This window comes from Pseudomonas sp. AN-1, assembly GCF_034057115.1.
In the GTDB taxonomy this organism is placed as follows: Bacteria; Pseudomonadota; Gammaproteobacteria; order Pseudomonadales; family Pseudomonadaceae; genus Geopseudomonas.
The window spans coordinates 3,473,380-3,500,060 of the sequence record NZ_CP139195.1 but is presented as its reverse complement, the minus strand read 5'-3'; the positions used below and the strand labels follow the sequence as shown (position 1 = coordinate 3,500,060).

Genomic DNA, 26,681 nt, shown 5'->3' with positions numbered 1-26,681 from the left:
CTTCTCAAGCGCCAACCGGCTTCTGGGTGGACTTGAAGACACGAATTTTCTTGCCGTCTTCGACCTTGAAGCCAACGCGGTCAGCCTTGTTGGTTTCGGCGTTGAAGATCGCAACGTTGGAAACGTGCAGCGGCGCCTCTTTCTCGACGATACCGCCTTGAACGCCCAGCATCGGGTTCGGCTTGGTGTGGCGCTTGATCAGGTTGACGCCACCGACGACCAGACGGTCGTCAGCCAGCACCTTCAGCACCTTGCCACGCTTGCCCTTGTCCTTGCCGGCGATGACGATGACTTCGTCGTCACGACGAATCTTTTGCATGACGGCTACTCCTTAGAGCACTTCGGGGGCCAGGGAGACGATCTTCATGAACTTCTCGGTACGGAGTTCACGAGTCACCGGGCCAAAGATACGGGTGCCGATGGGCTCCTGCTTGTTGTTCAGCAGGACCGCGGCGTTGCCGTCGAAACGGATGATCGAGCCATCCGGACGACGCACGCCATGACGGGTGCGGACAACGACCGCGCTCATCACCTGGCCTTTCTTGACCTTGCCGCGCGGAATCGCTTCCTTCACGGTGACCTTGATGATGTCGCCAATACCGGCGTAACGACGGTGCGAACCACCCAGGACCTTGATGCACATCACGCGACGAGCACCGCTGTTATCGGCGACGTCGAGCATGGATTGAGTCTGAATCATATCTTTCTCCGACCCTTAGTCCTTAGACTTCCACGGCACGTTCGACGATTTCGACCAGGGTCCAGGCCTTGGTCTTGGCCAGCGGACGAGTCTCGCGAATGGTGACCAGGTCACCCAGGCGGCACTGGTTGCTTTCGTCGTGGGCGTGCAGCTTGGTCGAACGCTTCACGTATTTACCGTAGATCGGGTGCTTCACGCGGCGCTCGATCAGGACGGTGATGGTCTTGTCCATTTTGTCGCTGACGACTTTGCCGGTCAGCGTACGGACGGTCTTCTGAGCTTCAGCCATGATTACTTACCTGCTTGCTGGTTGAGCACAGTTTTCACGCGAGCGATGTCGCGCTTCACTTGCGAGAGCAGGTGAGACTGCCCCAACTGGCCAGTTGCCTTCTGCATGCGCAGATTGAACTGGTCGCGCAGCAGGCCGAGCAGTTGCTCGTTCAGCTGCTCAACGGATTTTTCACGAAGTTCGTTCGCTTTCATCACATCACCGTCCGCTTAACAAAGGTGGTCTCGAGCGGCAGCTTTGCAGCAGCCAGGGCGAAAGCCTCGCGAGCCAGCTCTTCGGAAACGCCTTCGATCTCGTACAGGACCTTGCCCGGTTGGATCAGGGCTACCCAGTACTCGACGCCACCCTTACCTTTACCCATACGAACTTCGAGGGGCTTCTTGGTGACAGGCTTGTCGGGGAACACGCGGATCCAGATCTTGCCGCCACGCTTGACGTGACGGGTCAGGGCGCGACGTGCGGCCTCGATCTGACGTGCGGTGAGACGACCACGGCTAACAGACTTCAGCGCGAACTCGCCGAAGCTGACCTTGCTACCGCGCTGAGCCAGACCACGGTTGTGGCCAGTCATCTGCTTGCGGAATTTTGTACGCTTGGGTTGCAGCATGTTGCGTACTCCTCTTACTTAGCAGCTTTTTTGCGAGGCGCAGGCGCTTGCGGCTTGAGCTCTTCGTGCTGGCCACCGATGACCTCGCCCTTGAAGATCCAAACCTTGACGCCGATCACACCGTAGGTGGTGTGCGCTTCGTAGGTGGCATAGTCGATGTCGGCACGCAGGGTGTGCAGGGGCACACGACCTTCGCGGTACCATTCGGTACGGGCGATTTCCGCACCGCCCAGACGACCACTCACCTGGATCTTGATGCCCTTGGCACCAATGCGCATGGCGTTCTGCACGGCGCGCTTCATGGCGCGACGGAACATCACGCGACGCTCCAGCTGCTGAGCTACGCTCTGCGCAACCAGCAAACCGTCGAGTTCCGGCTTGCGGATCTCTTCGATGTTGATGTGCACCGGCACACCCATCTGCTTGGTCAGGTCCTGACGCAGCTTCTCAACATCTTCACCCTTCTTGCCGATCACGATGCCGGGACGAGCGGTGTGGATGGTGATGCGTGCAGTCTGAGCCGGACGAGCGATGTCGATACGGCTCACGGACGCGCTTTTTAGTTTGTCCTGGAGGTATTCACGGACCTTGAGGTCGGTGAACAGGTAGTCGGCGTAGGTACGCTTGTCAGCGTACCAGACCGAGGTGTGCTCCTTGACGATGCCCAGGCGAATGCCAGTGGGATGTACTTTCTGACCCATCTGATCGACTCCGTTACTTGTCCGCAACCTTGACAGTGATATGGCAAGACCGCTTGACGATGCGATCAGCACGGCCCTTGGCGCGCGGCATGATGCGCTTCAGCGAGCGCCCTTCGTTGACGTAGACGGTGGAGACCTTCAGGTCGTCCACGTCGGCGCCTTCGTTGTGCTCGGCGTTGGCCACGGCCGATTCCAGCACTTTCTTGATGACGGCGGCGGCTTTCTTGCTGCTGAATGCCAGCAGGTTGAGCGCTTCACCCACCTTCTTCCCGCGGATCTGGTCGGCGACCAAGCGGGCTTTCTGGGCGGAGATGCGAGCGCCCGACAACTTAGCGGCTACTTCCATTTCCTTACCCCTTAACGCTTGGCTTTCTTGTCGGCCACATGACCGCGATAGGTGCGGGTAGCGGCAAACTCGCCCAGTTTGTGGCCGACCATGTCTTCGTTCACCAGAACCGGGACATGTTGACGACCGTTATGCACGGCGATGGTCAGACCGACCATCTGCGGCAGGATCATCGAACGACGCGACCAGGTCTTGATCGGCTTACGGTCGCTCTTTTCCACCGCCACTTCGACCTTCTTGATGAGGTGAAGATCGATAAACGGACCTTTTTTCAGAGAACGCGGCACTGTCGTATCCCTCTACGTTACTTGCGGCGACGGACAATCATGTTGTCGGTGCGCTTGTTGGAACGGGTCTTCGCGCCCTTGGTCGGGAAGCCCCACGGCGATACCGGATGACGGCCACCGGAGGTACGACCTTCACCACCACCATGCGGGTGGTCAACCGGGTTCATGGCGGCACCACGAACGGTCGGACGGACACCTTTCCAGCGCTTGGCGCCGGCCTTGCCCAGCGAACGCAGGCTGTGCTCGGAGTTCGAGACTTCGCCCAGGGTAGCGCGGCACTCGGCCAGGACCTTGCGCATCTCGCCGGAGCGCAGACGCAGGGTCACGTAGGCACCTTCACGAGCGACCAGCTGCACGGATGCACCGGCGGAACGCGCGATCTGGGCACCCTTGCCCGGCTTCAGCTCGATACCGTGAATGGTGGAGCCGACCGGAATATTGCGCAGCGGCAGGCTGTTGCCAGCCTTGATCGGCGCGTGGGCACCGGAGATCAGCTGGTCGCCAGCGCTCACGCCCTTCGGCGCGATAATGTAACGACGCTCGCCGTCCGCGTACTTCAGCAGGGCGATGTGGGCAGTACGGTTCGGATCGTATTCCACGCGCTCGACGATGGCGGGGATGCCATCCTTGTCGCGACGGAAGTCGACCAGACGGTAGTGCTGCTTGTGACCACCGCCGATGTGGCGGGTGGTGATGCGACCGTTGTTGTTACGACCACCGGTCTTGCTCTTCTTCTCGACCAGCGGAGCGTACGGAGCGCCCTTGTGCAGGTCGGCATTGACAACCTTGACCACGAAACGGCGGCCAGCGGAAGTCGGCTTGCACTTAACGATTGCCATGATGCACTCCTACCTTACTCAGCGGCGCCGCTGGTGAAATCGAGGTCCTGGCCCGGCTGGAGGGCGATGTACGCCTTTTTCCAGTCGTTGCGCTTACCGAAGCCACGCGCGGTGCGCTTGGTCTTGCCCTTGACGTTCAGGGTGCTGACGCGCTCGACCTTGACGCCGAACAGGCTTTCGACGGCCTTCTTGATTTCCAGCTTGGTTGCGTCGGTGGCAACCTTGAAAACGAACTGGCTCTTGCCATCGGCAAGGGTCGTGGCCTTCTCGGAGATGTGCGGGCCAACCAGCACTTTGAATACGCGTTCCTGGTTCATCCCAGCAGCTCCTCGAATTTCTTCACGGCGGACACGGTGACCAGCACCTTGTCGTAGGCGATCAGGCTGACCGGGTCGGAACCCTGCACGTCACGGACGTCGACGTGCGGCAGGTTGCGCGCTGCCAGGTACAGGTTCTCGTCGACAGCGTCGGTCACGATCAGCACGTCGCTCAGACCCAGAGTACCCAGCTTGCTTACCAGAGCCTTGGTCTTCGGCGCGTCCACGGCGAAGTCCTCAACAACGACCAGACGCTCCTGGCGCACCAGTTCGCTCAGGATCGAGCGCAGGGCGGCACGGTACATCTTCTTGTTGAGCTTCTGCGCGTGATCCTGCGGCTTGGCGGCGAAAGTCACGCCACCGGCACGCCAGATCGGGCTGCGACTGGAACCGGCACGGGCACGGCCCGACCCCTTCTGACGCCACGGCTTCTTGCCACCGCCACGCACTTCGGCGCGGGTCTTCTGGGCGCGGGAGCCCTGACGACCGCCAGCCATGTAGGCGACGACAGCCTGGTGCACCAGGGTCTCGTTGAACTCGCCACCAAAGGTACGCTCGGAGACTTCGATCGCCTGCGCACCGTTCACATTCAGTTGCATCTCTCGAATCTCCCCTTAAGCCTTGGCAGCCGGACGCACGATCACGTCACCGCCAGTGGCACCCGGGACAGCGCCCTTGACCAGCAGCAGATTGCGCTCGGCATCGACACGAACAACTTCCAGGGACTGCACGGTCACGCGCTCGGCGCCCAGGTGACCGGACATCTTCTTGCCCTTGAACACTCGACCAGGAGTCTGGCACTGGCCGATGGAACCCGGAGCACGGTGAGAAACGGAGTTGCCGTGGGTGTTGTCCTGGCCGCGGAAGTTCCAGCGCTTGATGGTACCGGCGTAGCCTTTACCCTTGGACTGGCCGGTCACGTCGACCAACTGGCCTGCCTGGAACTGCTCAACGGTGAGCTGGTCGCCAGCCTTGAACTCGCCTTCTTCGAGGCGGAATTCCAGAACGGCGCGACCGGCAGCAACGCTGGCCTTGGCGAAGTGACCGGCCTGAGCCTTGGTCACACGGGAAGCGCGACGCTCGCCGACAGTCACCTGTACGGCGCGATAGCCATCGCTCTCTTCATTCTTGAACTGGGTGACGCGATTCGGCTCGACCTCGATGACCGTAACCGGAATAGAGACACCTTCTTCGGTGAAAATGCGGGTCATGCCGCACTTACGACCGACTACACCAATAGTCATGTCTTGAACCTCTTGAGTGTACGGGGCTTTCACCCGCTATGGCCGCCCATTTCAGAGCGTTACACGACCGAAATCCGGGGATGGATTTCAGCCGAGGCTGATCTGTACTTCGACGCCAGCAGCAAGGTCGAGCTTCATCAGCGCGTCGACGGTCTTGTCGGTCGGCTGAACGATGTCGAGCACACGCTTGTGAGTACGAATTTCGTACTGATCACGCGCATCCTTGTTGACGTGCGGAGAAATCAGCACGGTGAACCGCTCCTTGCGGGTCGGCAGGGGGATCGGACCACGGACCTGAGCACCAGTACGTTTCGCGGTTTCCACGATTTCCTGGGTAGATTGATCGATCAGGCGGTGGTCAAAAGCCTTCAACCGAATACGGATTTGTTGGTTTTGCATTTTGACCTCAGACTCTATGCTATTCCCACCAAGCGGAATACGCCCGGTAAAAGGAGGCGCAATTGTACGGATGCCCCTTGGGGGTGTCAACAAATGAGCAGAAACGAGAAGGCCCCCGCACCAGGCGGGGGCCTTCTCGTTCAGAGATCGTCGATTACTCGATGATCTTGGCAACCACGCCGGCGCCGACGGTACGACCGCCTTCGCGGATGGCGAAGCGCAGGCCGTCTTCCATGGCGATCGGGGCGATCAGGGTGACAACCATCTTGACGTTGTCGCCCGGCATGACCATCTCGACGCCTTCCGGCAGTTCGCAGTTACCGGTCACGTCGGTGGTACGGAAGTAGAACTGCGGACGGTAGCCCTTGAAGAACGGGGTGTGACGACCGCCTTCTTCCTTGGACAGCACGTACACTTCGGCTTCGAACTTGGTGTGCGGCTTGATGGTGCCCGGCTTGGCCAGAACCTGGCCACGCTCGACGTCCTCACGCTTGGTGCCGCGCAGCAGGGCGCCGATGTTCTCGCCGGCACGACCTTCGTCGAGCAGCTTGCGGAACATCTCCACGCCGGTGCAGGTGGTCTTGGTGGTCGGACGGATGCCGACGATTTCCACTTCCTCGCCCACCTTGACGATGCCGCGCTCGACGCGACCGGTCACCACGGTGCCGCGGCCGGAGATCGAGAACACGTCCTCGATCGGCATCAGGAACGGCTGGTCGATGGCACGCACCGGCTCCGGAATGTAGGAGTCCAGGGTTTCCACCAGCTTGCGCACGGCGGAGGTACCCATCTCGTTGTCGTCCTGACCGTTCAGGGCCATCAGAGCGGAACCGATGACGATCGGGGTGTCGTCACCCGGGAAGTCATAGGTGCTCAGCAGGTCGCGAACTTCCATCTCGACCAGTTCCAGCAGCTCGGCGTCGTCGACCATGTCGGCCTTGTTCAGGAACACGACGATGTAGGGAACGCCTACCTGACGGGACAGCAGGATGTGCTCGCGGGTCTGCGGCATGGGGCCGTCGGCAGCGGAGCAAACCAGGATCGCGCCGTCCATCTGGGCAGCACCGGTGATCATGTTCTTCACGTAGTCAGCGTGACCCGGGCAGTCAACGTGAGCGTAGTGACGGATGGCGGAATCGTACTCGACGTGCGAGGTGTTGATGGTGATACCGCGAGCCTTCTCTTCCGGAGCGTTGTCGATCTGGGAGAAGTCACGAGCAGCGCCACCCCAGGTGTCCGCGCAGACCTTGGTCAGGGCAGCGGTCAGAGTGGTCTTGCCATGGTCGACGTGACCGATGGTGCCGACGTTGACGTGCGGTTTGTTACGTTCAAATTTCTCTTTAGCCACGACAGTGAACCTCTTGCTAAAAGGGCTGAATCAAGCTTGCTTCTTAACCAGTGCTTCGACGATGTTCGACGGAGCTTCGGCGTATTTGGAGAATTCCATGGAGTAGCTCGCGCGACCCTGGGACATGGAACGTACGTCGGTAGCGTAGCCAAACATCTCGCCCAGCGGAACTTCGGCGCGAATGACCTTGCCGGACACGCTGTCATCCATACCCTGGATCAGGCCACGACGACGGTTCAGGTCACCCATCACGTCACCCATGTACTCCTCCGGAGTCACGACCTCGACCTTCATGATCGGCTCGAGAACCTTGCCGCCGCCTTTCTGGGCCAGCTGCTTGGTTGCCATGGAGGCAGCGATCTTGAACGCCATCTCGTTGGAGTCGACGTCGTGGTAGGAACCATCGAACACGGCCGCCTTCAGGCCGATGAGCGGATAGCCGGCAACAACGCCGTTCTTCATCTGCTCTTCGATACCCTTCTGGATCGCCGGGATGTATTCCTTCGGAACCACACCACCCACGACCTCGTTGGTGAAGACCAGGCCTTCGGTGATGTTGCCCTTATCGTCCACGTCCGGAGCCGAGAAGCGGATCCAGCAGTGACCGAACTGGCCACGACCGCCGGACTGGCGAACGAATTTGCCTTCGATCTCGACGCCATCCTTGGAGATGGTTTCGCGGTAGGCCACCTGCGGCTTGCCGATGTTGGCGTCAACGTTGAACTCGCGCTTCATGCGGTCAACGATGATATCCAGGTGCAGCTCACCCATGCCGCCAATGATGGTCTGACCGGACTCTTCGTCGGTCTTGACGCGGAACGACGGGTCTTCCTGGGCCAGCTTGCCCAGAGCAATGCCCATCTTTTCCTGGTCGGCCTTGGTCTTCGGCTCGACGGCAACGTGAATTACCGGCTCCGGGAAGTCCATGCGCTCGAGGACGATCTGCTTCTCGAGATCGCACAGGGTGTCACCGGTGGTGACGTCCTTCATGCCGATCAGGGCCGCGATGTCGCCGGCGCGGACTTCCTTGATCTCGTCGCGCTGGTTGGCCTGCATCTGCACCATACGGCCGACGCGCTCTTTCTTGCCCTTGACCGAGTTGACCACCGAGTCGCCGGAAGACAGCACGCCCGAGTAGACGCGAACGAAGGTCAGGGTACCAACGAAGGGGTCGGTGGCGATCTTGAACGCCAGAGCTGCGAACGGCTCGTCGTCGGACGACTTGCGCTCGTCGACCTTCTCGTCGTCATCCGGATGAACGCCCTTGATGGCGTCAACTTCGTCCGGAGCCGGCAGGTAGTCGATCACGGCGTCGAGAACCAGCGGGACGCCCTTGTTCTTGAACGAAGAACCGCAGACGGCCGGAACGATCTCACAAGCCAGGGTGCGCTGACGCAGGCCTGCCTTGATCTCCTCGTTGGTCAGATCGCCCTCTTCGAGGTACTTGTTCATCAGCTCTTCGTTGGCTTCGGCGGCTGCCTCGACCATGTTCGAGCGATATTCGGCAGCAAGGTCAACCATCTCCGCCGGAATCTCTTCCTCGCGGTAGGTCATGCCCTTGTCTTCGTCGTTCCAGTAGATCGCCTTCATCTTGATCAGGTCGACCTGACCGACGAAGTTCTCCTCGGCACCGATGGCCAGCTGGACCGGCACCGGGGTGTGACCCAGGCGCTTCTTGATCTGCTCGACCACGCGCAGGAAGTTAGCGCCCTGGCGGTCCATCTTGTTGACGTAGACGATACGCGGAACGCCGTACTTGTTGGCCTGACGCCATACGGTTTCCGACTGCGGCTCAACGCCGGAGGTGCCGCAGAACACCACGACAGCGCCGTCGAGAACGCGCAGGGAGCGCTCTACTTCAATGGTGAAGTCCACGTGACCGGGGGTATCGATCACGTTGACGCGGTAGTTGTCGTACTGGCCGCGCGAACCCTTCCAGAAGGTGGTCACGGCAGCGGAGGTGATGGTGATACCACGCTCCTGCTCCTGCACCATCCAGTCGGTGGTCGCGGCACCGTCGTGCACTTCGCCGAGCTTGTGGTTCACGCCGGTGTAGAACAGTACCCGCTCGGTGGTGGTGGTCTTACCGGCATCCACGTGGGCGCAGATACCGATATTACGGTAGCGGTTGATAGGTGTAGTACGGGCCACGGTAGGGTCCTCGCTAGATGAATGCGCTTCTTAGAAACGGTAGTGCGAGAAGGCCTTGTTGGCTTCGGCCATGCGGTGCACGTCTTCACGCTTCTTCACAGCGGCGCCCTTGCCTTCGGCAGCGTCGATCAGCTCGCCTGCCAGACGCAGAGCCATGGACTTCTCACCACGCTTGCGCGCGTAATCCACCAGCCAGCGCATGGCCAGGGCGTTACGGCGGGACGGGCGAACTTCGACCGGAACCTGGTAGGTAGCACCGCCGACACGGCGGGACTTCACTTCGACCAGCGGAGCGATGGCGTCGAGTGCTTTCTCGAAGGTTTCCAGGGGATCGACGTTCTTGCGCTGCTTGACGGTTTCCAGAGCGCCGTAAACGATGCGCTCGGCCACGGCCTTCTTGCCGCTTTCCATCACGTGGTTCATGAATTTAGCCAGGATCTGGCTTCCGTACTTCGGATCGGCCAGGATTTCACGCTTGGCCGCTACACGACGTCTTGGCATTGATAAGCCCTCAAACGGTCTTCAGGTTAGCCCGGGACACGCCCGACCTTACTCTTATCGACTCGACAAAAATGGATTCGGAAAATTACTTCGGACGCTTGGCGCCGTACTTCGAACGACCCTGCTTACGGTCCTTCACGCCGGAGGTATCCAGCGAACCGCGCACGGTGTGGTAACGCACACCCGGAAGGTCCTTCACACGACCGCCGCGGATCAGCACGACGCTGTGCTCCTGGAGGTTGTGACCTTCACCACCGATGTAGGAAGCGACTTCGTAGCCGTTGGTCAGGCGCACACGGCAGACCTTACGCAGCGCCGAGTTCGGCTTCTTCGGGGTGGTGGTGTAAACGCGGGTGCAAACGCCGCGGCGCTGGGGGCAGTTCTGCAGCGCAGGCACGTCGCTCTTTTCAGAGACGCGCTTGCGCGGCTGGCGCACCAGCTGGTTGATAGTTGCCATCTACTAGCTCCACTGATTGTCTTGCGACACAAAAATTTCGCGAGGCGAAACGCCCCGCGAGATTAAGGGGTGCATGAGTCTAAAGAGCTTGACACCCCTCGTCAAGGCACCCCCGGCCGCCTAAGCGACCGGGGGTAGCACTCACTTTTCGCCGAAGTTGAGCAGCGCTTCGGACAGCTGGGCTTCCGCCTCGCTGGCGCTGACGCGCTGCGGCTTCTCGGCATCGCGCTTGCGCTTGCGCTCGCTGTGGTAGGCCAGGCCGGTACCGGCCGGGATCAGGCGACCGACCACCACGTTCTCTTTCAGGCCGCGCAGGTAGTCGCGCTTGCCGGTGACCGCCGCCTCGGTGAGGACGCGGGTGGTCTCCTGGAAGGAGGCCGCGGAGATGAACGACTCGGTGGACAGCGAGGCCTTGGTGATGCCCAGCAGGACGCGCTCGTACTTGGCGACGAACTTGTCCTCGACGGCCAGACGCTCGTTCTCTTCCAGCACCTGGGTCAGCTCGGCCTGGTCGCCCTTGATGAAGCTGGAGTCGCCCGACTCGCTGATCTCGACCTTGCGCAGCATCTGGCGCAGGATGGTCTCGATGTGCTTGTCGTTGATCTTCACGCCCTGCAGGCGGTACACGTCCTGGATCTCGTTGACGATGTACTTGGCCAGCGCGCTGACACCCAGCAGGCGCAGGATGTCGTGCGGGTTGCTCGGACCGTCGGAGATCACTTCGCCGCGGTTCACCTGTTCGCCCTCGAAGACGTTGAGGTGACGCCACTTCGGAATCAGCTCCTCGTACGGTTCGCTGCCGTCGGTCGGAGTGATCACCAGGCGACGCTTGCCCTTGGTTTCCTTGCCGAAGCTGATGGTGCCGCTGATCTCGGCGAGGATCGACGGCTCCTTCGGACGACGGGCCTCGAACAGGTCGGCGACGCGCGGCAGACCACCGGTGATGTCGCGGGTCTTCGAGGTTTCCTGCGGGATACGCGCAACCACGTCACCCACGTTCACCTTGGCGCCGTCGGTCAGGTTGACCAGGGTCTTGGCCGGCAGGAAGTACTGCGCGACCACGTCGGTGCCCGGCAGCAGCAGGTCCTTGCCGTTGGCGTCGACCAGCTTCACCGCCGGACGGATCTCGCGACCGGCAGCCGGACGCTCGTTGGGATCCATCACCTCGATGTTGGTCAGACCGGTCAGCTCGTCGGTCTGCCGGCGGACGGTGATGCCCTCCTCCATGCCGACGAAGGTCACGGTACCGGCCATCTCGGTGATGATCGGGTGGGTGTGCGGGTCCCACTTGGCCACGATGGCGCCGGCCTCGACCTTGTCGCCCTCCTTGACCGAGATCACCGCACCGTAGGGCAGCTTGTAGCGCTCGCGCTCGCGACCGAAGTCGTCGGCCACCGCCAGCTCGCCGGAGCGGGACACCGCCACCAGGGCGCCGTCGGCACGCTCGACGTGCTTCAGGTTGTGCAGGCGGACGGTACCGCCGCTCTTCACCTGGATGCTGTCCTGGGCGGCACTCCGGCTGGCCGCACCACCGATGTGGAAGGTCCGCATGGTCAGCTGGGTACCCGGCTCACCGATCGACTGGGCGGCGATGACGCCGACCGCTTCGCCGATGTTGACCTGATGACCGCGGGCCAGGTCGCGACCGTAGCACTTGGCGCAGATGCCGTAGCGGGTTTCGCAGGTGATCGGCGAACGCACGATCACTTCGTCGACGCTGTTCAGCTCGAGGAAGTCGACCCACTGCTCGTCGATCAGGGTGCCGGCCGGCACGATGATCTCGTCGGTGCCCGGCTTGGGCACGTCGCGGGCGATCACGCGGCCGAGCACGCGCTCACCGAGCGGCTCGACGATGTCGCCACCCTCGATGTGCGGGGTCATCAGCAGGCCCTGCTCGGTGCCGCAGTCGATCTCGGTCACTACCAGGTCCTGGGCCACGTCGACCAGACGACGGGTCAGGTAACCGGAGTTCGCGGTCTTCAGTGCGGTATCCGCCAGCCCCTTACGGGCACCGTGGGTGGAGATGAAGTACTGCAGTACGTTCAGACCTTCACGGAAGTTGGCGGTGATCGGGGTCTCGATGATCGAGCCGTCCGGCTTGGCCATCAGACCGCGCATGCCGGCCAGCTGGCGGATCTGCGCCGCGGAACCCCGCGCACCGGAGTCCGCCATCATGTACATGGAGTTGAAGGACTCCTGGTCGACCTCGTTGCCCTCGCGGTCGATGACCTTCTCCTTGGAGAGGTTGGCCATCATCGCCTTGGACACTTCGTCGTTGGCCTTCGACCACAGGTCGATCACCTTGTTGTACTTCTCGCCCTGGGTCACCAGGCCGGAGGCGTACTGGGTCTCGATCTCCTTCACCTCGGCGGTGGCGGCGTCGATGATGCGCGCCTTGGCTTCCGGGATGACGAAGTCGTTGACGCCGATCGACACGCCGGAGATGGTCGAGTAGGCGAAGCCGGTGTACATCAGCTGGTCGGCAAAGATGACGGTGTCCTTCAGACCGACCACACGGTAGGCGTGGTTGATCAGCTTGGAGATCGCCTTCTTCTTCATCGACTGGTTGACCACGTCGAACGGCAGGCCGGCCGGAACCACCTGGAACAGCAGCGCGCGGCCGACGGTGGTGTCGACGATGCGGGTGTTCCTGGTGATCACGCCGCTGTCGCGATCCTTGACCACCTCGTTGATGCGCACCTTGACCTTGGCGTGCAGGGACACTTCGCCGGCGCGGAACACGCGGTCGACTTCCTGCAGGTCGGCGAACACACGGCCCTCGCCCTTGGCGTTCACCGCCTCGCGGGTCATGTAGTACAGGCCGAGCACCACGTCCTGCGACGGCACGATGATCGGCTCGCCGTTGGCGGGCGACAGCACGTTGTTGGTCGACATCATCAGCGCACGCGCTTCCAGCTGGGCCTCGAGGGTCAGCGGGACGTGCACGGCCATCTGGTCACCGTCGAAGTCGGCGTTGTACGCGGCGCACACCAGCGGGTGCAGCTGCAGGGCCTTGCCTTCGATGAGCACCGGCTCGAACGCCTGGATGCCCAGACGGTGCAGGGTCGGTGCACGGTTGAGCAGCACGGGATGTTCGCGGATGACTTCGGCGAGCACGTCCCAGACCTCGGGCAGCTCGCGCTCGACCATCTTCTTGGCCGCCTTGATGGTGGTGGCCATGCCCTTGGCTTCGAGCTTGCCGAAGATGAACGGCTTGAACAGCTCGAGGGCCATCTTCTTCGGCAGGCCGCACTGGTGCAGGCGCAGGGTCGGGCCGACGGTGATCACCGAACGGCCGGAGTAGTCGACGCGCTTGCCGAGCAGGTTCTGACGGAAGCGGCCCTGCTTGCCCTTGATCATGTCGGCCAGGGACTTCAGCGGGCGCTTGTTGGAGCCGGTGATGGCACGGCCGCGGCGGCCGTTGTCCAGCAGGGCGTCCACGGCTTCCTGCAGCATGCGCTTCTCGTTGCGCACGATGATGTCCGGCGCGGCCAGGTCGAGCAGGCGCTTCAGGCGGTTGTTGCGGTTGATCACCCGGCGGTACAGATCGTTGAGATCCGAGGTCGCGAAGCGACCGCCATCCAGCGGCACCAGCGGACGCAGGTCCGGCGGCAGCACCGGCAGGACGGTCAGCACCATCCACTCCGGCTTGTTGCCGGAGCCCTGGAAGGCTTCCATCAGCTTGAGGCGCTTGGACAGCTTCTTGATCTTGGTCTCGGAGTTGGTCTGCGGGATTTCCTCGCGCAGGCGGCCGATCTCGTGCTCCAGGTCGATGGCGGCGAGCAGCTCGAACACCGCCTCGGCGCCCATGCGGGCGTCGAAGTCGTCACCGTGCTCCTCGAGGGCCTCGAAGTACTGCTCGTCGTTGAGCAGCTGGCCCTTCTCCAGCGGAGTCATGCCCGGATCGATGACCACGTAGCTCTCGAAGTAGAGCACGCGCTCGATGTCGCGCAGGGTCATGTCCAGCAGCAGGCCGATACGGGACGGCAGCGACTTGAGGAACCAGATGTGGGCGACCGGCGAGGCCAGCTCGATGTGGCCCATGCGCTCGCGGCGCACCTTGGCCAGGGCGACTTCCACGCCGCACTTCTCGCAGATCACGCCGCGGTGCTTGAGGCGCTTGTACTTGCCGCACAGGCACTCGTAGTCCTTCACCGGGCCGAAGATCTTGGCGCAGAACAGGCCGTCACGTTCGGGCTTGAAGGTACGGTAGTTGATGGTCTCCGGCTTCTTCACTTCGCCGAAGGACCAGGAGCGGATCATCTCGGGCGACGCCAGGCCGATACGGATGGCATCGAACTCTTCGATCTGACCCTGGTTTTTCAAAAGGTTAAGCAGGTCTTTCAAGGCCTTTCCTCCTCACGGAGCCGGCGGCAGGCTCGCCTGCCGCCGGTACGCGTCGCGGGTTATTCGGTTTCCAGCTCGATGTCGATGCCGAGCGAACGGATTTCCTTGATCAGCACGTTGAAGGACTCGGGCATGCCGGCCTCCATGCGGTGATCGCCATCCACGATGTTCTTGTACATCTTGGTCCGGCCGTTCACGTCGTCCGACTTCACGGTCAGCATTTCCTGCAAGGTGTAGGCGGCGCCGTAGGCTTCCAGCGCCCAGACCTCCATCTCCCCGAAACGCTGGCCACCGAACTGCGCCTTGCCCCCCAGCGGCTGCTGGGTGACCAGGCTGTAGGAGCCGGTGGAACGCGCGTGCATCTTGTCGTCGACCAGGTGGTTCAGCTTGAGCATGTACATGTAGCCGACGGTGGTCTTGCGCTCGAAGGCGTTGCCGGTGCGGCCGTCGTACAGCTGCATCTGGCCGCTCTCCGGCAGATCGGCCAGCTTGAGCATGGCCTTGATCTCGCGCTCCTCGGCACCGTCGAACACCGGCGTGGCCATCGGCACGCCCTTGCGCAGGTTCTCGGCCAGGGAGAGGACTTCCTGATCGCTCAGGCTGTCCAGATTCTCCTGGCGACCACCGATCTCGTTGTAGATCTGGTGCAGGAACTGGCGCAGCTCGGCGACCTTGCGCTGCTCCTCGAGCATGCGGTTGATCTTCTCGCCCAGGCCCTTGGCCGCGAGGCCCAGGTGGGTTTCGAGGATCTGGCCGACGTTCATCCGCGACGGTACGCCCAGCGGGTTGAGGACGATGTCCACCGGAGTGCCATGCTCGTCGTGCGGCATGTCCTCGACCGGCATGATCACCGACACCACACCCTTGTTACCGTGGCGGCCGGCCATCTTGTCGCCCGGCTGGATGCGGCGCTTGATGGCGAGGTAGACCTTGACGATCTTCAGCACGCCCGGCGCCAGGTCGTCGCCCTGCTGCAGCTTGCGCTTCTTGTCCTCGAACTTGTCATCGAGCAGCTGACGGCGGTCGGAGATGTAGGCCTGGGCCTTCTCCAGCTGCTCGTTCAGCGCCTCTTCGGCCATGCGCAGCTTGAACCACTGGCCGCGCTCGAGGCCGTCGAGGTACTCGTGGGTGATCGCGCTGCCCTTCTTCAGGGCGGCCGGGCCACCTTCGGCCACCTGGCCGACCAGCGCGCTGCGCAGACGCTCGAAGGTGGCGCCTTCGACGATGCGGAACTCCTCGTTGAGGTCCTTGCGGATCTCGTCGAGCTGCTGCTTCTCGATCGACAGGGCACGCGAGTCGCGCTCCACGCCGTCGCGGGTGAACACCTGCACGTCGATGACGGTGCCCTTGGTGCCGGTCGGCACGCGCAGGGAGGTGTCCTTCACGTCGGACGCCTTCTCGCCGAAGATCGCGCGCAGCAGCTTCTCTTCCGGAGTCAGCTGGGTCTCGCCCTTCGGGGTGACCTTGCCGACCAGGATGTCGCCGGCCTGCACCTCGGCACCGACGTAGACGATGCCGGCTTCATCCAGCTTGTTCAGCGCAGCCTCGCCGACGTTCGGGATGTCCGCGGTGATCTCCTCCGGGCCGAGCTTGGTGTCGCGCGACACGCAGGTCAGTTCCTGGATGTGGATGGTGGTGAAGCGGTCTTCCTGGACCACGCGCTCGGACAGGCAGATGGAGTCTTCGAAGTTGAAGCCGTTCCACGGCATGAACGCCACGCGCATGTTCTGACCCAGCGCCAGTTCGCCCATGTCGGTGGACGGACCGTCGGCCATGATGTCACCGCGCGCCACCACGTCACCCTTGCTGACCAGCGGACGCTGGTTGATGCAGGTGTTCTGGTTGGAGCGGGTGTACTTGGTCAGGTTGTAGATGTCGACACCCGCTTCGCCGGTCTCGACCTCGTCGTCGTTGACGCGCACCACTATGCGGCTGGCGTCGACCGAGTCGATCACCCCGCCACGACGGGCCACCACGCAGACGCCGGAGTCACGGGCGACGTTGCGCTCCATGCCGGTGCCCACCAGCGGCTTGTCGGCACGCAGGGTCGGCACGGCCTGACGCTGCATGTTCGAACCCATCAGCGCGCGGTTGGCGTCGTCGTGCTCGAGGAACGGAATCAGCGAGGCCGCGACGGAAACCACCTGCTTGGGTGAAACGTCCATCAGGGTGACGTCTTCCGGCGCCTTCACGGTGAATTCGTTGAGGTGACGCACGGCCACCAGCTCGTCCACCAGTTGCCCCTGCTCGTTGAGGGTCGCCGAAGCCTGGGCGATGACGTGGTTGGCTTCCTCGATCGCCGACAGGAAGACGATCTCGTCGGTCACCTGGCCGCCCTTGACCACGCGGTACGGGCTTTCCAAGAAGCCGTACTGGTTGGTGCGGGCGTAGGTAGCCAGCGAGTTGATCAGGCCGATGTTCGGACCTTCCGGCGTCTCGATCGGGCACACGCGGCCGTAGTGGGTCGGGTGCACGTCGCGCACTTCGAAGCCGGCACGCTCGCGGGTCAGACCGCCCGGGCCGAGTGCGGAGACGCGGCGCTTGTGGGTGATCTCGGACAGCGGGTTGTTCTGGTCCATGAACTGCGACAGCTGGCTGGAACCGAAGAACTCCTTGATCGCGGCAGCCACCGGCTTGGCGTTGATCAGGTCCTGCGGCATCAGGCCTTCGCTTTCGGCCATCGACAGGCGTTCCTTGACCGCACGCTCGACGCGCACCAGGCCGACACGGAACTGGTTCTCGGCCATCTCGCCGACACAGCGCACGCGGCGGTTGCCGAGGTGGTCGATGTCGTCGACGATGCCCTTGCCGTTACGGATGTCGACCAGGGTCTTCAGCACGTCGACGATGTCTTCGCGGCTGAGCACGCCCGGGCCTTCGATCTCTTCGCGACCGATGCGGCGGTTGAACTTCATGCGGCCGACCGCGGACAGGTCGTAGCGCTCGGCACTGAAGAACAGGTTGTTGAACAGGGCTTCGGCGGCATCCTTGGTCGGCGGCTCGCCGGGACGCATCATGCGATAGATCTCGACCAGCGCTTCCAGCTGGTTGGAGGTCGAGTCGATCTTCAGGGTATCGGAGATGAACGGGCCGCAGTCGATGTCGTTGGTGTACAGGGTCTCGATGCGCACCACCTGGGCCTTGGCGATCTTGGCCAGCAGGTCGACGGTCAGCTCGGTGTTGCACTCGGCGATGATCTCGCCGGTGGCCGGATGCACGATGGCCTTGGCCAGGGTGCGGCCCAGCACGTAGTCCAGCGGGACTTCAAGCAGCTTGATGCCGGCCTTCTCCAGCTGGTTGATGTGACGCGCGGTGACGCGGCGGCCCTGTTCGACGATGACCTTGCCGGTCTCGTCCTTGATGTCGAAGCCGGCGATCTCGCCACGCAGACGCTGCGGTACCAGCTCGAGGCTCAGCGACTGATCCTTGAGGTGGAACACGTTGGTGTCGTAGAAGGCATCGAGGATTTCCTCGGTGCCGTAGTTCAGCGCGCGCAGCAGCACGGAGGCCGGCAGCTTGCGGCGACGGTCGATACGCACGAACACGGCGTCCTTCGGATCGAACTCGAAGTCCAGCCAGGAGCCGCGGTAGGGAATGATGCGTGCGGAGTACAGCAGCTTGCCCGAGCTGTGGGTCTTGCCCTTGTCGTGGTCGAAGAACACGCCCGGCGAACGGTGCAACTGGGAAACGATGACACGCTCGGTACCGTTGATGATGAAGGTACCGTTCTCGGTCATCAGGGGGATTTCCCCCATGTAGACTTCCTGCTCCTTGATATCCTTGATCGCCTTGCTCGACGATTCCTTGTCGAAGATCATCAGACGCACTTTCACGCGCAGCGGCACGGCGAAGGTCACGCCACGCAGCACGCATTCCTTGACGTCAAATGCCGGCTCGCCCAGGCGATAGCCGACGTATTCCAGGGCAGCGTTGCCGGAATAGCTGATAATCGGGAAAACGGACTTGAAGGCCGCGTGCAGGCCGACGTCGCGGAGCTGCTCCTTGCTGGCGCCCGCCTGCAGGAATTCGCGATACGAATCCAGCTGGATGGCCAACAGATACGGCACATCCATGACGTCCGGCAACTTGCTAAAGTCCTTGCGGATACGTTTTTTCTCAGTGTATGAGTAAGCCATCAGCGTTCCCCAGCTTGGTCACCTGCTTGTTTGGCCTCTCCGACGGGAGTAGCCGGAAAATCGTGCAAACCCTCGGTTTGCGACCACCCTGCGGGGTGGTGATCACGTCACGGGCGGCGGGCCGTGCCAGGCCGCCCATAACGGAAAAAGGCCGGTGGCAATAGCCACCAGCCATCAGTCCGAAATCAGTTCGCGGACTGTCGACGCAATGTCGGCTCAGCTTACTTGAGCTCGACCTTGGCGCCGGCTTCTTCCAGGGACTTCTTGGCCGCTTCGGCCTCTTCCTTGGAGACGCCTTCCTTCACCACGCCCGGAGCGCCGTCGACCACAGCCTTGGCTTCTTTCAGACCCAGACCGGTCAGCTCGCGCACGACCTTGATGACGTTCACTTTCTTCTCGCCGGCATCGGCCAGAACGACGGTGAACTCGGTCTGCTCTTCGACGACAGCAGCAGCAGCGGCCGGACCGGCAGCAACGGCAGCAGCGGCGGTGACGCCGAACTTCTCTTCCATCGCCTTGATCAGTTCGACAACCTGCATCACGGACATTTCGGATACGGCGTTGATGATATCTTCGTTGGTCAGAGCCATGACTCTATTCCTGTATTGGGTGACGGCCTGAAGGCCATCTTATTGACAAAAAAGGTTGGGAAGGATCCTAGGCGCCTCAGGCAGCCTCGGCTTCCTTCTTGTCGCGAATCGCCGCCAGGGTACGAGCCAGCTTGCTGGTAGCGCCCTGGATGACGCTCATCAGCTGGGACACGGCTTCGTCGTAGGTCGGCAGGGTAGCCAGCACGTCGATCTGGTTGGCTGCGATCAGCTTGCCTTCGAAGGCAGCGCCCTTGATCTCGAACTTGTCCTGACCCTTGGCGAACTCCTTGAAGATGCGGGCGGCAGCGCCCGGATGCTCGTTGGAGAATGCGATCAGGGTCGGGCCCTTGAACACGTCGCCCAGCACCTCGAATTCGGTGCCTTGGACGGCGCGGCGAGCCAGGGTGTTGCGCACGACTTTCACGTACACACCGGCTTCACGGGCCTCTTTACGGAGTCCGGTCATGGCGCCCACGGTCACGCCACGGGCATCGGCCACGACAGCGGACAGGGCAGCTTTGGCAGCCTCGTTGACTTCAGCGACAATGGCCTTCTTGTCTTCGAGCTTAATTGCCACGGGTTTACTCCTGGATGTTACCGTTTCGCCCAGCCGGGGCCGGGCGGGTTTTGGTGTCTGATTCGGCAAACGAATCGGGAGCACCATCTGCGTAGGCTGGTGATTTAAGGCTTGCGCCGCCTACGGTCTTGGATAGCCCCCGCCAGGCAGGGACCCCAATAGGTTGGATGCGCCGGCCAGCCGGCGCATCCCTGTATCACGCGTCCAGGGAAGCCTGGTCGATCTGCAGGCCCGGCCCCATGGTGGTGCTCAGGGTCACGCGCTTCATGTATACGCCCTTGGAGGCGGACGGCTTCAGGCGCTTCAGATCGGACAGCAGGGCTTCGACGTTCTGCTTGAGGGCAGCCGGAGCGAAGTCGACTTTGCCGACGGAGGCGTGGATGATACCGTTCTTGTCGGTACGGAAGCGAACCTGACCGGCCTTGGCGTTCTTCACCGCGGTGGCCACGTCCGGGGTCACGGTGCCGACCTTCGGGTTCGGCATCAGGCCGCGCGGACCGAGGATCTGGCCCAGTTGACCCACGACACGCATGGCGTCCGGGGAAGCGATGACCACGTCGTAGTTCAGGTCGCCGCCCTTCATCTCGGCAGCCAGCTCGTCCATGCCCACGCGGTCGGCGCCGGCAGCCAGAGCGGCTTCGGCAGCCGGGCCCTGGGTGAACACGGCAACGCGCACGCTCTTGCCGGTGCCGTTCGGCAGCACGGTGGCGCCGCGCACGACCTGGTCGGATTTACGCGGATCAACGCCCAGGTTGATGGCGACGTCCACGGATTCCTTGAACTTGCTGGAAGTGGACAGCTCGGCCAGCAGGGCAGCGGCCTCTTCGAAACCGTACTGCTTGCCAGCAACAACCTTCTCGGCGATCGCCTTCTGGCGCTTGGTCAGCTTAGCCATTACACACCCTCCACGTTCAGGCCCATGCTACGCGCGGAACCAGCGATGGTACGCACGGCCGCATCCAGGTCAGCTGCTGTCAGATCGGCCTGCTTGGCCTTGGCGATCTCTTCCAGCTGTGCACGGGTAACGGCGCCCACTTTCTGGGTGTTCGGACGAGCGGAGCCACTGGTGATGCCCGCTGCTTTTTTCAGCAGCACGGCAGCCGGGGTGCTCTTGATCTCGAAGGTGAAGCTGCGGTCGCTGTAGACGGTGATGATCACCGGAGTCGGCAGACCCGGCTCCATGCCCTGGGTGCGGGCATTGAAGGCCTTGCAGAATTCCATGATGTTGACGCCGTGCTGGCCCAGGGCCGGACCGACCGGCGGCGACGGGTTGGCCTGTGCGGCCTTCACTTGCAGCTTGATATAAGCCGTGATTTTCTTAGCCATCTGCTACTCCAGTTGCGGGTACATGCGCCTTGCGGCTCCCCGGTTGCTTTTCGCGTTTTTCCCAGTGACAACAAAACCCCGCAGCCTGCGGCTGCGGGGTCGGGATCCCTTGCATTCAGGCCTTCTCGACCTGACCGAACTCCAGCTCCACCGGAGTGGAGCGACCGAAGATGAGCACGGCCACCTGGATCCGGCTCTTCTCGTAGTTGACCTCTTCGACGACGCCGCTGAAGTCGGCAAACGGGCCGTCGATGACACGCACCACTTCGCCCGGTTCGAACAGCGTCTTCGGACGCGGCTTGTCGCCGCTGTCGGCTACGCGACGCAGGATGGCCTCGGCTTCCTTTTCGGTGATCGGCGCCGGCTTGTCCGCGGTGCCACCGATGAAGCCCATGACGCGCGGGGTATCCTTGATCAGGTGCCAGGTCCCCTCGTTCATCTCCATCTGCACCAGCACGTAGCCGGGGAAGAACTTGCGCTCGCTCTTGCGCTTCTGGCCATTGCGCATCTCCACCACTTCTTCGGTGGGAACCAGAATCTCGCCGAACTGGTCTTCCATGCCGGCCAGCTTGACGCGCTCGATCAGCGAACGCATTACATGCTTTTCGTATCCCGAATAGGCATGCACAACATACCAACGCTTAGCCACAGTGCACCCTTAACCGACGATCAACGAAACCAGCCAACCCAGCAGCGAGTCCAGCGCCCACAGGAGCAGGGACATCAGCAGCACCACGGCCACCACGATCAGCGTGGTCTGGGTGGTTTCCTGGCGGGTCGGCCAGACGACCTTGCGAATCTCGGCACGCGCTTCCTTCACCAGAGCAAAGAAGGCGCCACCCTTGACGGTTTGCAGCGCAACGAAGAAGGCGCCGCCAGCCAGCACCAGAATGCCGAGCACGCGATACAGGATGGGTTCAGCTGCGAAATACTGATTCCCCACTACGGCAACCGCCACCAGCAGGGTGACGACGACCCACTTGAGGACATCGAGGCGGGAATCTTTGCTTTCAGCCTTGGCGTTCATCTGCAAGGACCTTGTGAAGGGTGCCAGATTCGAGAAATCTGGCAGGCCAGGAGGGAATCGAACCCCCAACCTGCGGTTTTGGAGACCGCCGCTCTGCCAATTGAGCTACTGGCCTGTGACTTAGTCAGGCCGGCTACTATACCGGCCCAACCGAGAAAGATCAACTACTTATTCGATGATCTTGGCAACAACGCCGGCGCCGACGGTACGACCGCCTTCGCGGATGGCGAAGCGCAGGCCGTCTTCCATGGCGATCGGGGCGATCAGGGTGACAACCATCTTGACGTTGTCGCCCGGCATGACCATCTCGACGCCTTCCGGCAGTTCGCAGTTACCGGTCACGTCGGTGGTACGGAAGTAGAACTGCGGACGGTAGCCCTTGAAGAACGGGGTGTGACGACCGCCTTCTTCCTTGGACAGCACGTACACTTCGGCTTCGAACTTGGTGTGCGGCTTGATGGTGCCCGGCTTGGCCAGAACCTGGCCACGCTCGACGTCCTCACGCTTGGTGCCGCGCAGCAGGGCGCCGATGTTCTCGCCGGCACGACCTTCGTCGAGCAGCTTGCGGAACATCTCCACGCCGGTGCAGGTGGTCTTGGTGGTCGGACGGATGCCGACGATTTCCACTTCCTCGCCCACCTTGACGATGCCGCGCTCGACGCGACCGGTCACCACGGTGCCGCGGCCGGAGATCGAGAACACGTCCTCGATCGGCATCAGGAACGGCTGGTCGATGGCACGCACCGGCTCCGGAATGTAGGAGTCCAGGGTTTCCACCAGCTTGCGCACGGCGGAGGTACCCATCTCGTTGTCGTCCTGACCGTTCAGGGCCATCAGAGCGGAACCGATGACGATCGGGGTGTCGTCACCCGGGAAGTCATAGGTGCTCAGCAGGTCGCGAACTTCCATCTCGACCAGTTCCAGCAGCTCGGCGTCGTCGACCATGTCGGCCTTGTTCAGGAACACGACGATGTAGGGAACGCCTACCTGACGGGACAGCAGGATGTGCTCGCGGGTCTGCGGCATGGGGCCGTCGGCAGCGGAGCAAACCAGGATCGCGCCGTCCATCTGGGCAGCACCGGTGATCATGTTCTTCACGTAGTCAGCGTGACCCGGGCAGTCAACGTGAGCGTAGTGACGAATGGCGGAATCGTACTCGACGTGCGAGGTGTTGATGGTGATACCGCGCGCCTTCTCTTCCGGAGCGTTGTCGATCTGGGAGAAGTCGCGAGCGGAACCACCCCAGGTCTCGGCGCAGACCTTGGTCAGCGCAGCGGTCAGCGTGGTCTTGCCATGGTCGACGTGACCGATGGTGCCGACATTGACGTGCGGTTTGGAACGTTCAAATTTCTCTTTAGCCATCGAGACACTCTCCGGTCGAGGAACTGGAAAAACTGCCCACATAGAACAAAGGCAGATATTTTCATATCTGCCTTTGTCTGTTTGGAGCTCATGAGCGGATTTGAACCGCTGACCTCACCCTTACCAAGGGTGTGCTCTACCAGCTGAGCTACATGAGCGAAGCGCTGTGCACGAACAACAAAACTGGAGCGGGTAGCGGGAATCGAACCCGCATCATCAGCTTGGAAGGCTGAGGTTCTACCACTGAACTATACCCGCGGAGCTTGCAGCTCACGCTTAATCTGGTGGAGGGGGAAGGATTCGAACCTTCGAAGTCGATGACGTCAGATTTACAGTCTGATCCCTTTGGCCACTCGGGAACCCCTCCAGAGGGTGCGGCATTCTCAACGTCTGCCCAGCCAATGTCAAGCGATTTTCATCTCTCTTGACCCTTTCGAAGCGCCGCCTGGCAGTGCGTCTCAAGTGGTGCGCATCATAAGTGCTTTTTCAGCGATGCGCAACCCCCGAGCATGAGATAAGTTGATGTTTTAGATCGGAAAAGTCGGCCTGCAGGCGTTGCACCACCGCCCCATCCACCAGGCGCTGGTCCTTTTCCGCCACCCGGACCCAGTACTCCTGGTAGATCCGCGGTAGTTCGCGCAGCTGTGGAGCGTACCCGCTGGCTCGCAGCTTGTCGGCCACGCTCACGGCAGCGTCCAGACGGGGGAACACCCCCAGCAATATGCCGTTGGCCATCTCGCCCTCGGTGATCAGGTAGCTGTCGACTCCGCGCGCCTGCAACTCGCGCAGCTGCCGCAGGGAGGCTTGTCGCGAGGCAAGGGGCGGGATGTACACCCAGTGATCGCTGCCGAACGACGCCTCGGCGGATACCACCCGGACGGCAATGTCGAGACTCAGCAGGCGCTGCTCGAGCTGGCGGGCCCTCTCCATACTATTGAAGCCGCCCAGTACCAGGCAGCGCGCGACAGACTCCTCCGAGCTTCCGCCCGTGCCGGCCATGCCTGCTGTCGCGGCAGCCTGCTGAGCCTCCGCCAGCAGGCGCAGCGACTGGGCCGGAGCAACGGCCGCGGTTGGCGTCCGCATGGACAGCGACAGCTCACCTCCGGCACTGGGCGCCAGACGATGCTGCCAGACGAAAAGACCGACATTCAGAAGCAACAACAACAGAAATACCCAGCGCATGCACTCAACTCCGCTCGATCGGACAGGCCAGCGCCAAACCGACGAATACGAGATCCGGCCGGCATTTTGACTGCGGCCAGACATCGGCAACCAAGGCGGCATCCCCTCCCGTCAGGAACACCTCGAAATCCCCGCCCAGCAATTCTCCCGCCGCAGCACACTGTTCGCGGACAAAGCCACGCAGCATCAGCAGACAGCCGCGCTCCACCGCCTCCGCCGTGGAACGGCCCGGCAGCAGCTCGCCGCCGGCCTGTGCCGCCTCGCCGTCTTCGTAGCGGATCCGCCGCGTGTGGCCGCGCAGTTGGGCACGCATCAGCGGCAGGCCCGAACAGATGTAGCCGCCCAGATGCTGCCCATCGACGCTGACGAGGTCTGCCGTCACGGCCGTCCCCAGGTCAATCACCAGACAGGCCTTGCCGGCCAGATGGTAGCCGCCAAGGATCGCCAGCCAGCGATCCAGTCCGAGACGCGCATACTCGCGGTAACCGTTGCGCACTCCGGCACACCGGACGGCAGCACTGGCCTGGAGGATACGCAGTTCGCCCCCCCTACTGACCTCGTCGAGCAACTGGCGGGTCTCTTCATCGCTGCGCACGCTGACGATCCGGCACCAGCGAAGCGGCGCCCCGTCGAGCCTATCCAGCTGAGCACGCAGTTCGGCCGCCGTTTCCGCCGTCCCTTCCAGCACGGGGTCCGCGCCGTCAGCCGGCAGCACACGCCACTTGATCCGTGTATTTCCGCAATCCAGCTCAAGAATCATGCTGCAGCCTCAGGCTCAGCTCGCCGCCGCTATACACCTGCTCGGCGCCTTCGACCAACAGCCGCAGGCCTCCGTCGCCAGATACTCCCAGCGCGGTGCCAGCCACCTCGTGCACGCCACTGATCAGGCGCACCTCCCGCCCCTGCCACAGGTGATAGCGCTCCCACTCCTGGTGAAAGGCGGCAAAGCCCTGCTCCCGATGCATGGTCAGGGCCTGCTCGAGCTGTTCGGCCAGAACGATGGCTAGCTCGTTGCGATCCACGGTGCGCCCGATCTCCCTCTGCATGGACGTCCACGCCTGATCGATGCCCTCTTCATGCAGCATGTTGGCATTGATGCCGATGCCGATCACCACATGGCAGATGTCCGCCGGATCGCCATTGAGCTCGAGCAGGATGCCCGCAATTTTCTTTCCGGACGCCAGCAGGTCATTCGGCCATTTCAGCCCAATCTCGCGCACACCTAGCTGGCACAGCGTGCGCAGCACCACCAGACCGACCACGAGGCTCAGCGCCTGCAACTGGGTGCTCGAGCGATCGATGCGGATGACCTGGGAAAAATACAGATTCGTACCATAGGGGCTCACCCAATGGCGCCCCCTCCGCCCCCGCCCCATGCTTTGCGCCTCGGCCAGGACCACATAAGGAGGCTCGAGATAGCCCAGCTGGCGTAGGGCCAAAGCATTGGTGGAGTCGACACGCTCCTCGATCAGGACCCGCTGGCGCGGTAAGCGCTGGCTGAGCAACTCAGCCGACAGCAGGCTCAGGGGCTGCTCCAGGCGGTAGCCTTTACCGCGAATCCGTTGCAGACATACGCCATAGTCCTGCTCCAGCTGCTGCAGCTGCTTCCATACCGCACTGCGGCTGATCCCCAGCTGCGCGCCCAGCGCCTCTCCGGAATGAAAGCGCCCGTCCGCCAATAGACGTAATAACTGCAAGATTTCCACCTCGTATCAGCACGCCTGCATGATGATAAACGCCAGGGACAGCAACCGCGAGTCTTGGACCGAAAAGACGAAACCCCGACCAGCGTGGCTGATCGGGGTTTCTGTATAGGTGCTTGACGATGACCTACTCTCACATGGGGAAGCCCCACACTACCATCGGCGATGCGTCGTTTCACTGCTGAGTTCGGGATGGGATCAGGTGGTTCCAACGCTCTATGGTCGTCAAGCAATTCGGTTGGGGC

The 26,681-nt window shown here is 62.3% G+C and carries 29 protein-coding genes, 4 tRNA genes and 1 rRNA gene; all 34 read right to left on the bottom strand.

The genetic code is table 11. The features are described 5' to 3' along the window. Positions 1–4: 4 nt before the first annotated feature. A complete protein-coding gene (gene rplX, locus SK095_RS16540) occupies positions 5–319 on the bottom strand; it encodes a 50S ribosomal protein L24 (protein ID WP_136491004.1) in 315 nt (104 codons plus the stop codon). Between the two features lie 12 nt (positions 320–331). Next, complete coding sequence (gene rplN / locus SK095_RS16535) at positions 332–700, bottom strand: 50S ribosomal protein L14 (RefSeq protein WP_090306378.1); 369 nt, start codon at positions 698–700, stop codon at positions 332–334. Positions 701–722: 22 nt separating this feature from the next. After that, the gene (gene rpsQ / locus SK095_RS16530) at positions 723–989 is read right to left on the bottom strand and encodes a 30S ribosomal protein S17 (RefSeq protein WP_136491003.1); all 267 of its coding nucleotides are present in this window, start codon (positions 987–989) and stop codon (positions 723–725) included. Positions 990–991: 2 nt separating this feature from the next. Further along, complete coding sequence (gene rpmC, locus SK095_RS16525; protein ID WP_003093720.1) at positions 992–1,183, bottom strand: 50S ribosomal protein L29; 192 nt, start codon at positions 1,181–1,183, stop codon at positions 992–994. Beyond that, positions 1,183–1,596 (bottom strand): 50S ribosomal protein L16, encoded by a 414-nt coding sequence (gene rplP, locus SK095_RS16520; protein ID WP_136491002.1) that lies wholly within the window; start codon positions 1,594–1,596, stop codon positions 1,183–1,185. Before rplP ends, rpmC begins: the two co-directional genes overlap by 1 nt. 14 nt (positions 1,597–1,610) lie before the next feature. Then, positions 1,611–2,297, bottom strand: a complete 687-nt coding sequence (gene rpsC, locus SK095_RS16515) for a 30S ribosomal protein S3 (protein ID WP_136491001.1) — start codon at positions 2,295–2,297, stop codon at positions 1,611–1,613. Between the two features lie 13 nt (positions 2,298–2,310). After that, the gene (gene rplV / locus SK095_RS16510) at positions 2,311–2,643 is read right to left on the bottom strand and encodes a 50S ribosomal protein L22 (RefSeq protein ID WP_136491000.1); all 333 of its coding nucleotides are present in this window, start codon (positions 2,641–2,643) and stop codon (positions 2,311–2,313) included. A gap of 11 nt (positions 2,644–2,654) precedes the next feature. Beyond that, positions 2,655–2,930 carry a 30S ribosomal protein S19 gene (gene rpsS, locus SK095_RS16505; RefSeq protein WP_136490999.1) on the bottom strand — a complete coding sequence of 92 codons (276 nt, stop codon included), beginning with the start codon at positions 2,928–2,930 and terminating at the stop codon, positions 2,655–2,657. Between the two features lie 17 nt (positions 2,931–2,947). After that, positions 2,948–3,769 carry a 50S ribosomal protein L2 gene (gene rplB / locus SK095_RS16500; RefSeq protein WP_136490998.1) on the bottom strand — a complete coding sequence of 274 codons (822 nt, stop codon included), beginning with the start codon at positions 3,767–3,769 and terminating at the stop codon, positions 2,948–2,950. Positions 3,770–3,783: 14 nt separating this feature from the next. Beyond that, positions 3,784–4,086 carry a 50S ribosomal protein L23 gene (rplW, locus tag SK095_RS16495; protein WP_136490997.1) on the bottom strand — a complete coding sequence of 101 codons (303 nt, stop codon included), beginning with the start codon at positions 4,084–4,086 and terminating at the stop codon, positions 3,784–3,786. Beyond that, positions 4,083–4,685, bottom strand: coding sequence for a 50S ribosomal protein L4 (gene rplD / locus SK095_RS16490; RefSeq protein ID WP_320546864.1), 603 nt, complete (start codon positions 4,683–4,685; stop codon positions 4,083–4,085). Before rplD ends, rplW begins: the two co-directional genes overlap by 4 nt. 15 nt (positions 4,686–4,700) lie before the next feature. After that, positions 4,701–5,330 carry a 50S ribosomal protein L3 gene (gene rplC / locus SK095_RS16485; RefSeq protein ID WP_136490995.1) on the bottom strand — a complete coding sequence of 210 codons (630 nt, stop codon included), beginning with the start codon at positions 5,328–5,330 and terminating at the stop codon, positions 4,701–4,703. 87 nt (positions 5,331–5,417) lie between these two features. Next, entirely contained in the window at positions 5,418–5,729 is a 312-nt protein-coding gene (gene rpsJ, locus SK095_RS16480; RefSeq protein WP_003103876.1) for a 30S ribosomal protein S10, read from the bottom strand. Positions 5,730–5,883: 154 nt separating this feature from the next. Then, a complete protein-coding gene (gene tuf / locus SK095_RS16475; protein WP_201487805.1) occupies positions 5,884–7,077 on the bottom strand; it encodes an elongation factor Tu in 1,194 nt (397 codons plus the stop codon). 30 nt (positions 7,078–7,107) lie between these two features. Further along, positions 7,108–9,228: an elongation factor G gene (fusA, locus tag SK095_RS16470; protein WP_320546863.1), complete on the bottom strand. Its 2,121-nt coding sequence runs from the start codon at positions 9,226–9,228 to the stop codon at positions 7,108–7,110. Between the two features lie 30 nt (positions 9,229–9,258). Next, entirely contained in the window at positions 9,259–9,729 is a 471-nt protein-coding gene (gene rpsG, locus SK095_RS16465) for a 30S ribosomal protein S7 (protein WP_090313836.1), read from the bottom strand. Between the two features lie 85 nt (positions 9,730–9,814). Beyond that, the gene (gene rpsL / locus SK095_RS16460; RefSeq protein WP_090350228.1) at positions 9,815–10,186 is read right to left on the bottom strand and encodes a 30S ribosomal protein S12; all 372 of its coding nucleotides are present in this window, start codon (positions 10,184–10,186) and stop codon (positions 9,815–9,817) included. 141 nt (positions 10,187–10,327) lie between these two features. Beyond that, positions 10,328–14,533 (bottom strand): DNA-directed RNA polymerase subunit beta', encoded by a 4,206-nt coding sequence (rpoC, locus tag SK095_RS16455; protein ID WP_136491184.1) that lies wholly within the window; start codon positions 14,531–14,533, stop codon positions 10,328–10,330. 59 nt (positions 14,534–14,592) lie between these two features. Continuing rightward, positions 14,593–18,669: a DNA-directed RNA polymerase subunit beta gene (gene rpoB, locus SK095_RS16450; protein WP_201487806.1), complete on the bottom strand. Its 4,077-nt coding sequence runs from the start codon at positions 18,667–18,669 to the stop codon at positions 14,593–14,595. A 221-nt stretch (positions 18,670–18,890) separates the two neighbouring features. Further along, on the bottom strand, positions 18,891–19,259 hold the full coding sequence (gene rplL / locus SK095_RS16445) for a 50S ribosomal protein L7/L12 (protein WP_136491182.1): 369 nt from the start codon (positions 19,257–19,259) through the stop codon (positions 18,891–18,893). Between the two features lie 76 nt (positions 19,260–19,335). Beyond that, positions 19,336–19,836 carry a 50S ribosomal protein L10 gene (rplJ, locus tag SK095_RS16440; RefSeq protein ID WP_136491181.1) on the bottom strand — a complete coding sequence of 167 codons (501 nt, stop codon included), beginning with the start codon at positions 19,834–19,836 and terminating at the stop codon, positions 19,336–19,338. A 196-nt stretch (positions 19,837–20,032) separates the two neighbouring features. Beyond that, a complete protein-coding gene (rplA, locus tag SK095_RS16435) occupies positions 20,033–20,731 on the bottom strand; it encodes a 50S ribosomal protein L1 (RefSeq protein WP_136491180.1) in 699 nt (232 codons plus the stop codon). Continuing rightward, on the bottom strand, positions 20,731–21,162 hold the full coding sequence (rplK, locus tag SK095_RS16430; protein ID WP_320546862.1) for a 50S ribosomal protein L11: 432 nt from the start codon (positions 21,160–21,162) through the stop codon (positions 20,731–20,733). The genes rplA and rplK overlap by 1 nt, the downstream gene beginning before the upstream one ends. 115 nt (positions 21,163–21,277) lie before the next feature. Further along, positions 21,278–21,811 (bottom strand): transcription termination/antitermination protein NusG, encoded by a 534-nt coding sequence (nusG, locus tag SK095_RS16425; protein WP_136491178.1) that lies wholly within the window; start codon positions 21,809–21,811, stop codon positions 21,278–21,280. 9 nt (positions 21,812–21,820) lie between these two features. Then, entirely contained in the window at positions 21,821–22,189 is a 369-nt protein-coding gene (secE, locus tag SK095_RS16420) for a preprotein translocase subunit SecE (protein WP_136491177.1), read from the bottom strand. A gap of 39 nt (positions 22,190–22,228) precedes the next feature. Continuing rightward, positions 22,229–22,304, bottom strand: a tRNA-Trp gene (locus SK095_RS16415). Positions 22,305–22,357: 53 nt separating this feature from the next. After that, on the bottom strand, positions 22,358–23,551 hold the full coding sequence (gene tuf, locus SK095_RS16410; RefSeq protein ID WP_320546861.1) for an elongation factor Tu: 1,194 nt from the start codon (positions 23,549–23,551) through the stop codon (positions 22,358–22,360). 82 nt (positions 23,552–23,633) lie between these two features. Then, positions 23,634–23,709: transfer RNA gene (locus tag SK095_RS16405), tRNA-Thr, on the bottom strand. Between the two features lie 26 nt (positions 23,710–23,735). Then, a tRNA-Gly gene (locus SK095_RS16400) sits at positions 23,736–23,809 on the bottom strand. Positions 23,810–23,833: 24 nt separating this feature from the next. Then, positions 23,834–23,918 (bottom strand) — tRNA-Tyr (locus tag SK095_RS16395). Between the two features lie 119 nt (positions 23,919–24,037). Beyond that, entirely contained in the window at positions 24,038–24,733 is a 696-nt protein-coding gene (locus tag SK095_RS16390) for an SPOR domain-containing protein (RefSeq protein WP_136491527.1), read from the bottom strand. Positions 24,734–24,737: 4 nt separating this feature from the next. Next, positions 24,738–25,493 (bottom strand): type III pantothenate kinase, encoded by a 756-nt coding sequence (locus SK095_RS16385; RefSeq protein WP_136491526.1) that lies wholly within the window; start codon positions 25,491–25,493, stop codon positions 24,738–24,740. Beyond that, positions 25,483–26,433, bottom strand: coding sequence for a bifunctional biotin--[acetyl-CoA-carboxylase] ligase/biotin operon repressor BirA (gene birA, locus SK095_RS16380; RefSeq protein ID WP_320548915.1), 951 nt, complete (start codon positions 26,431–26,433; stop codon positions 25,483–25,485). Before birA ends, SK095_RS16385 begins: the two co-directional genes overlap by 11 nt. A 117-nt stretch (positions 26,434–26,550) precedes the next feature. Beyond that, positions 26,551–26,666 (bottom strand): 5S ribosomal RNA (gene rrf / locus SK095_RS16375). Positions 26,667–26,681: the final 15 nt, after the last annotated feature.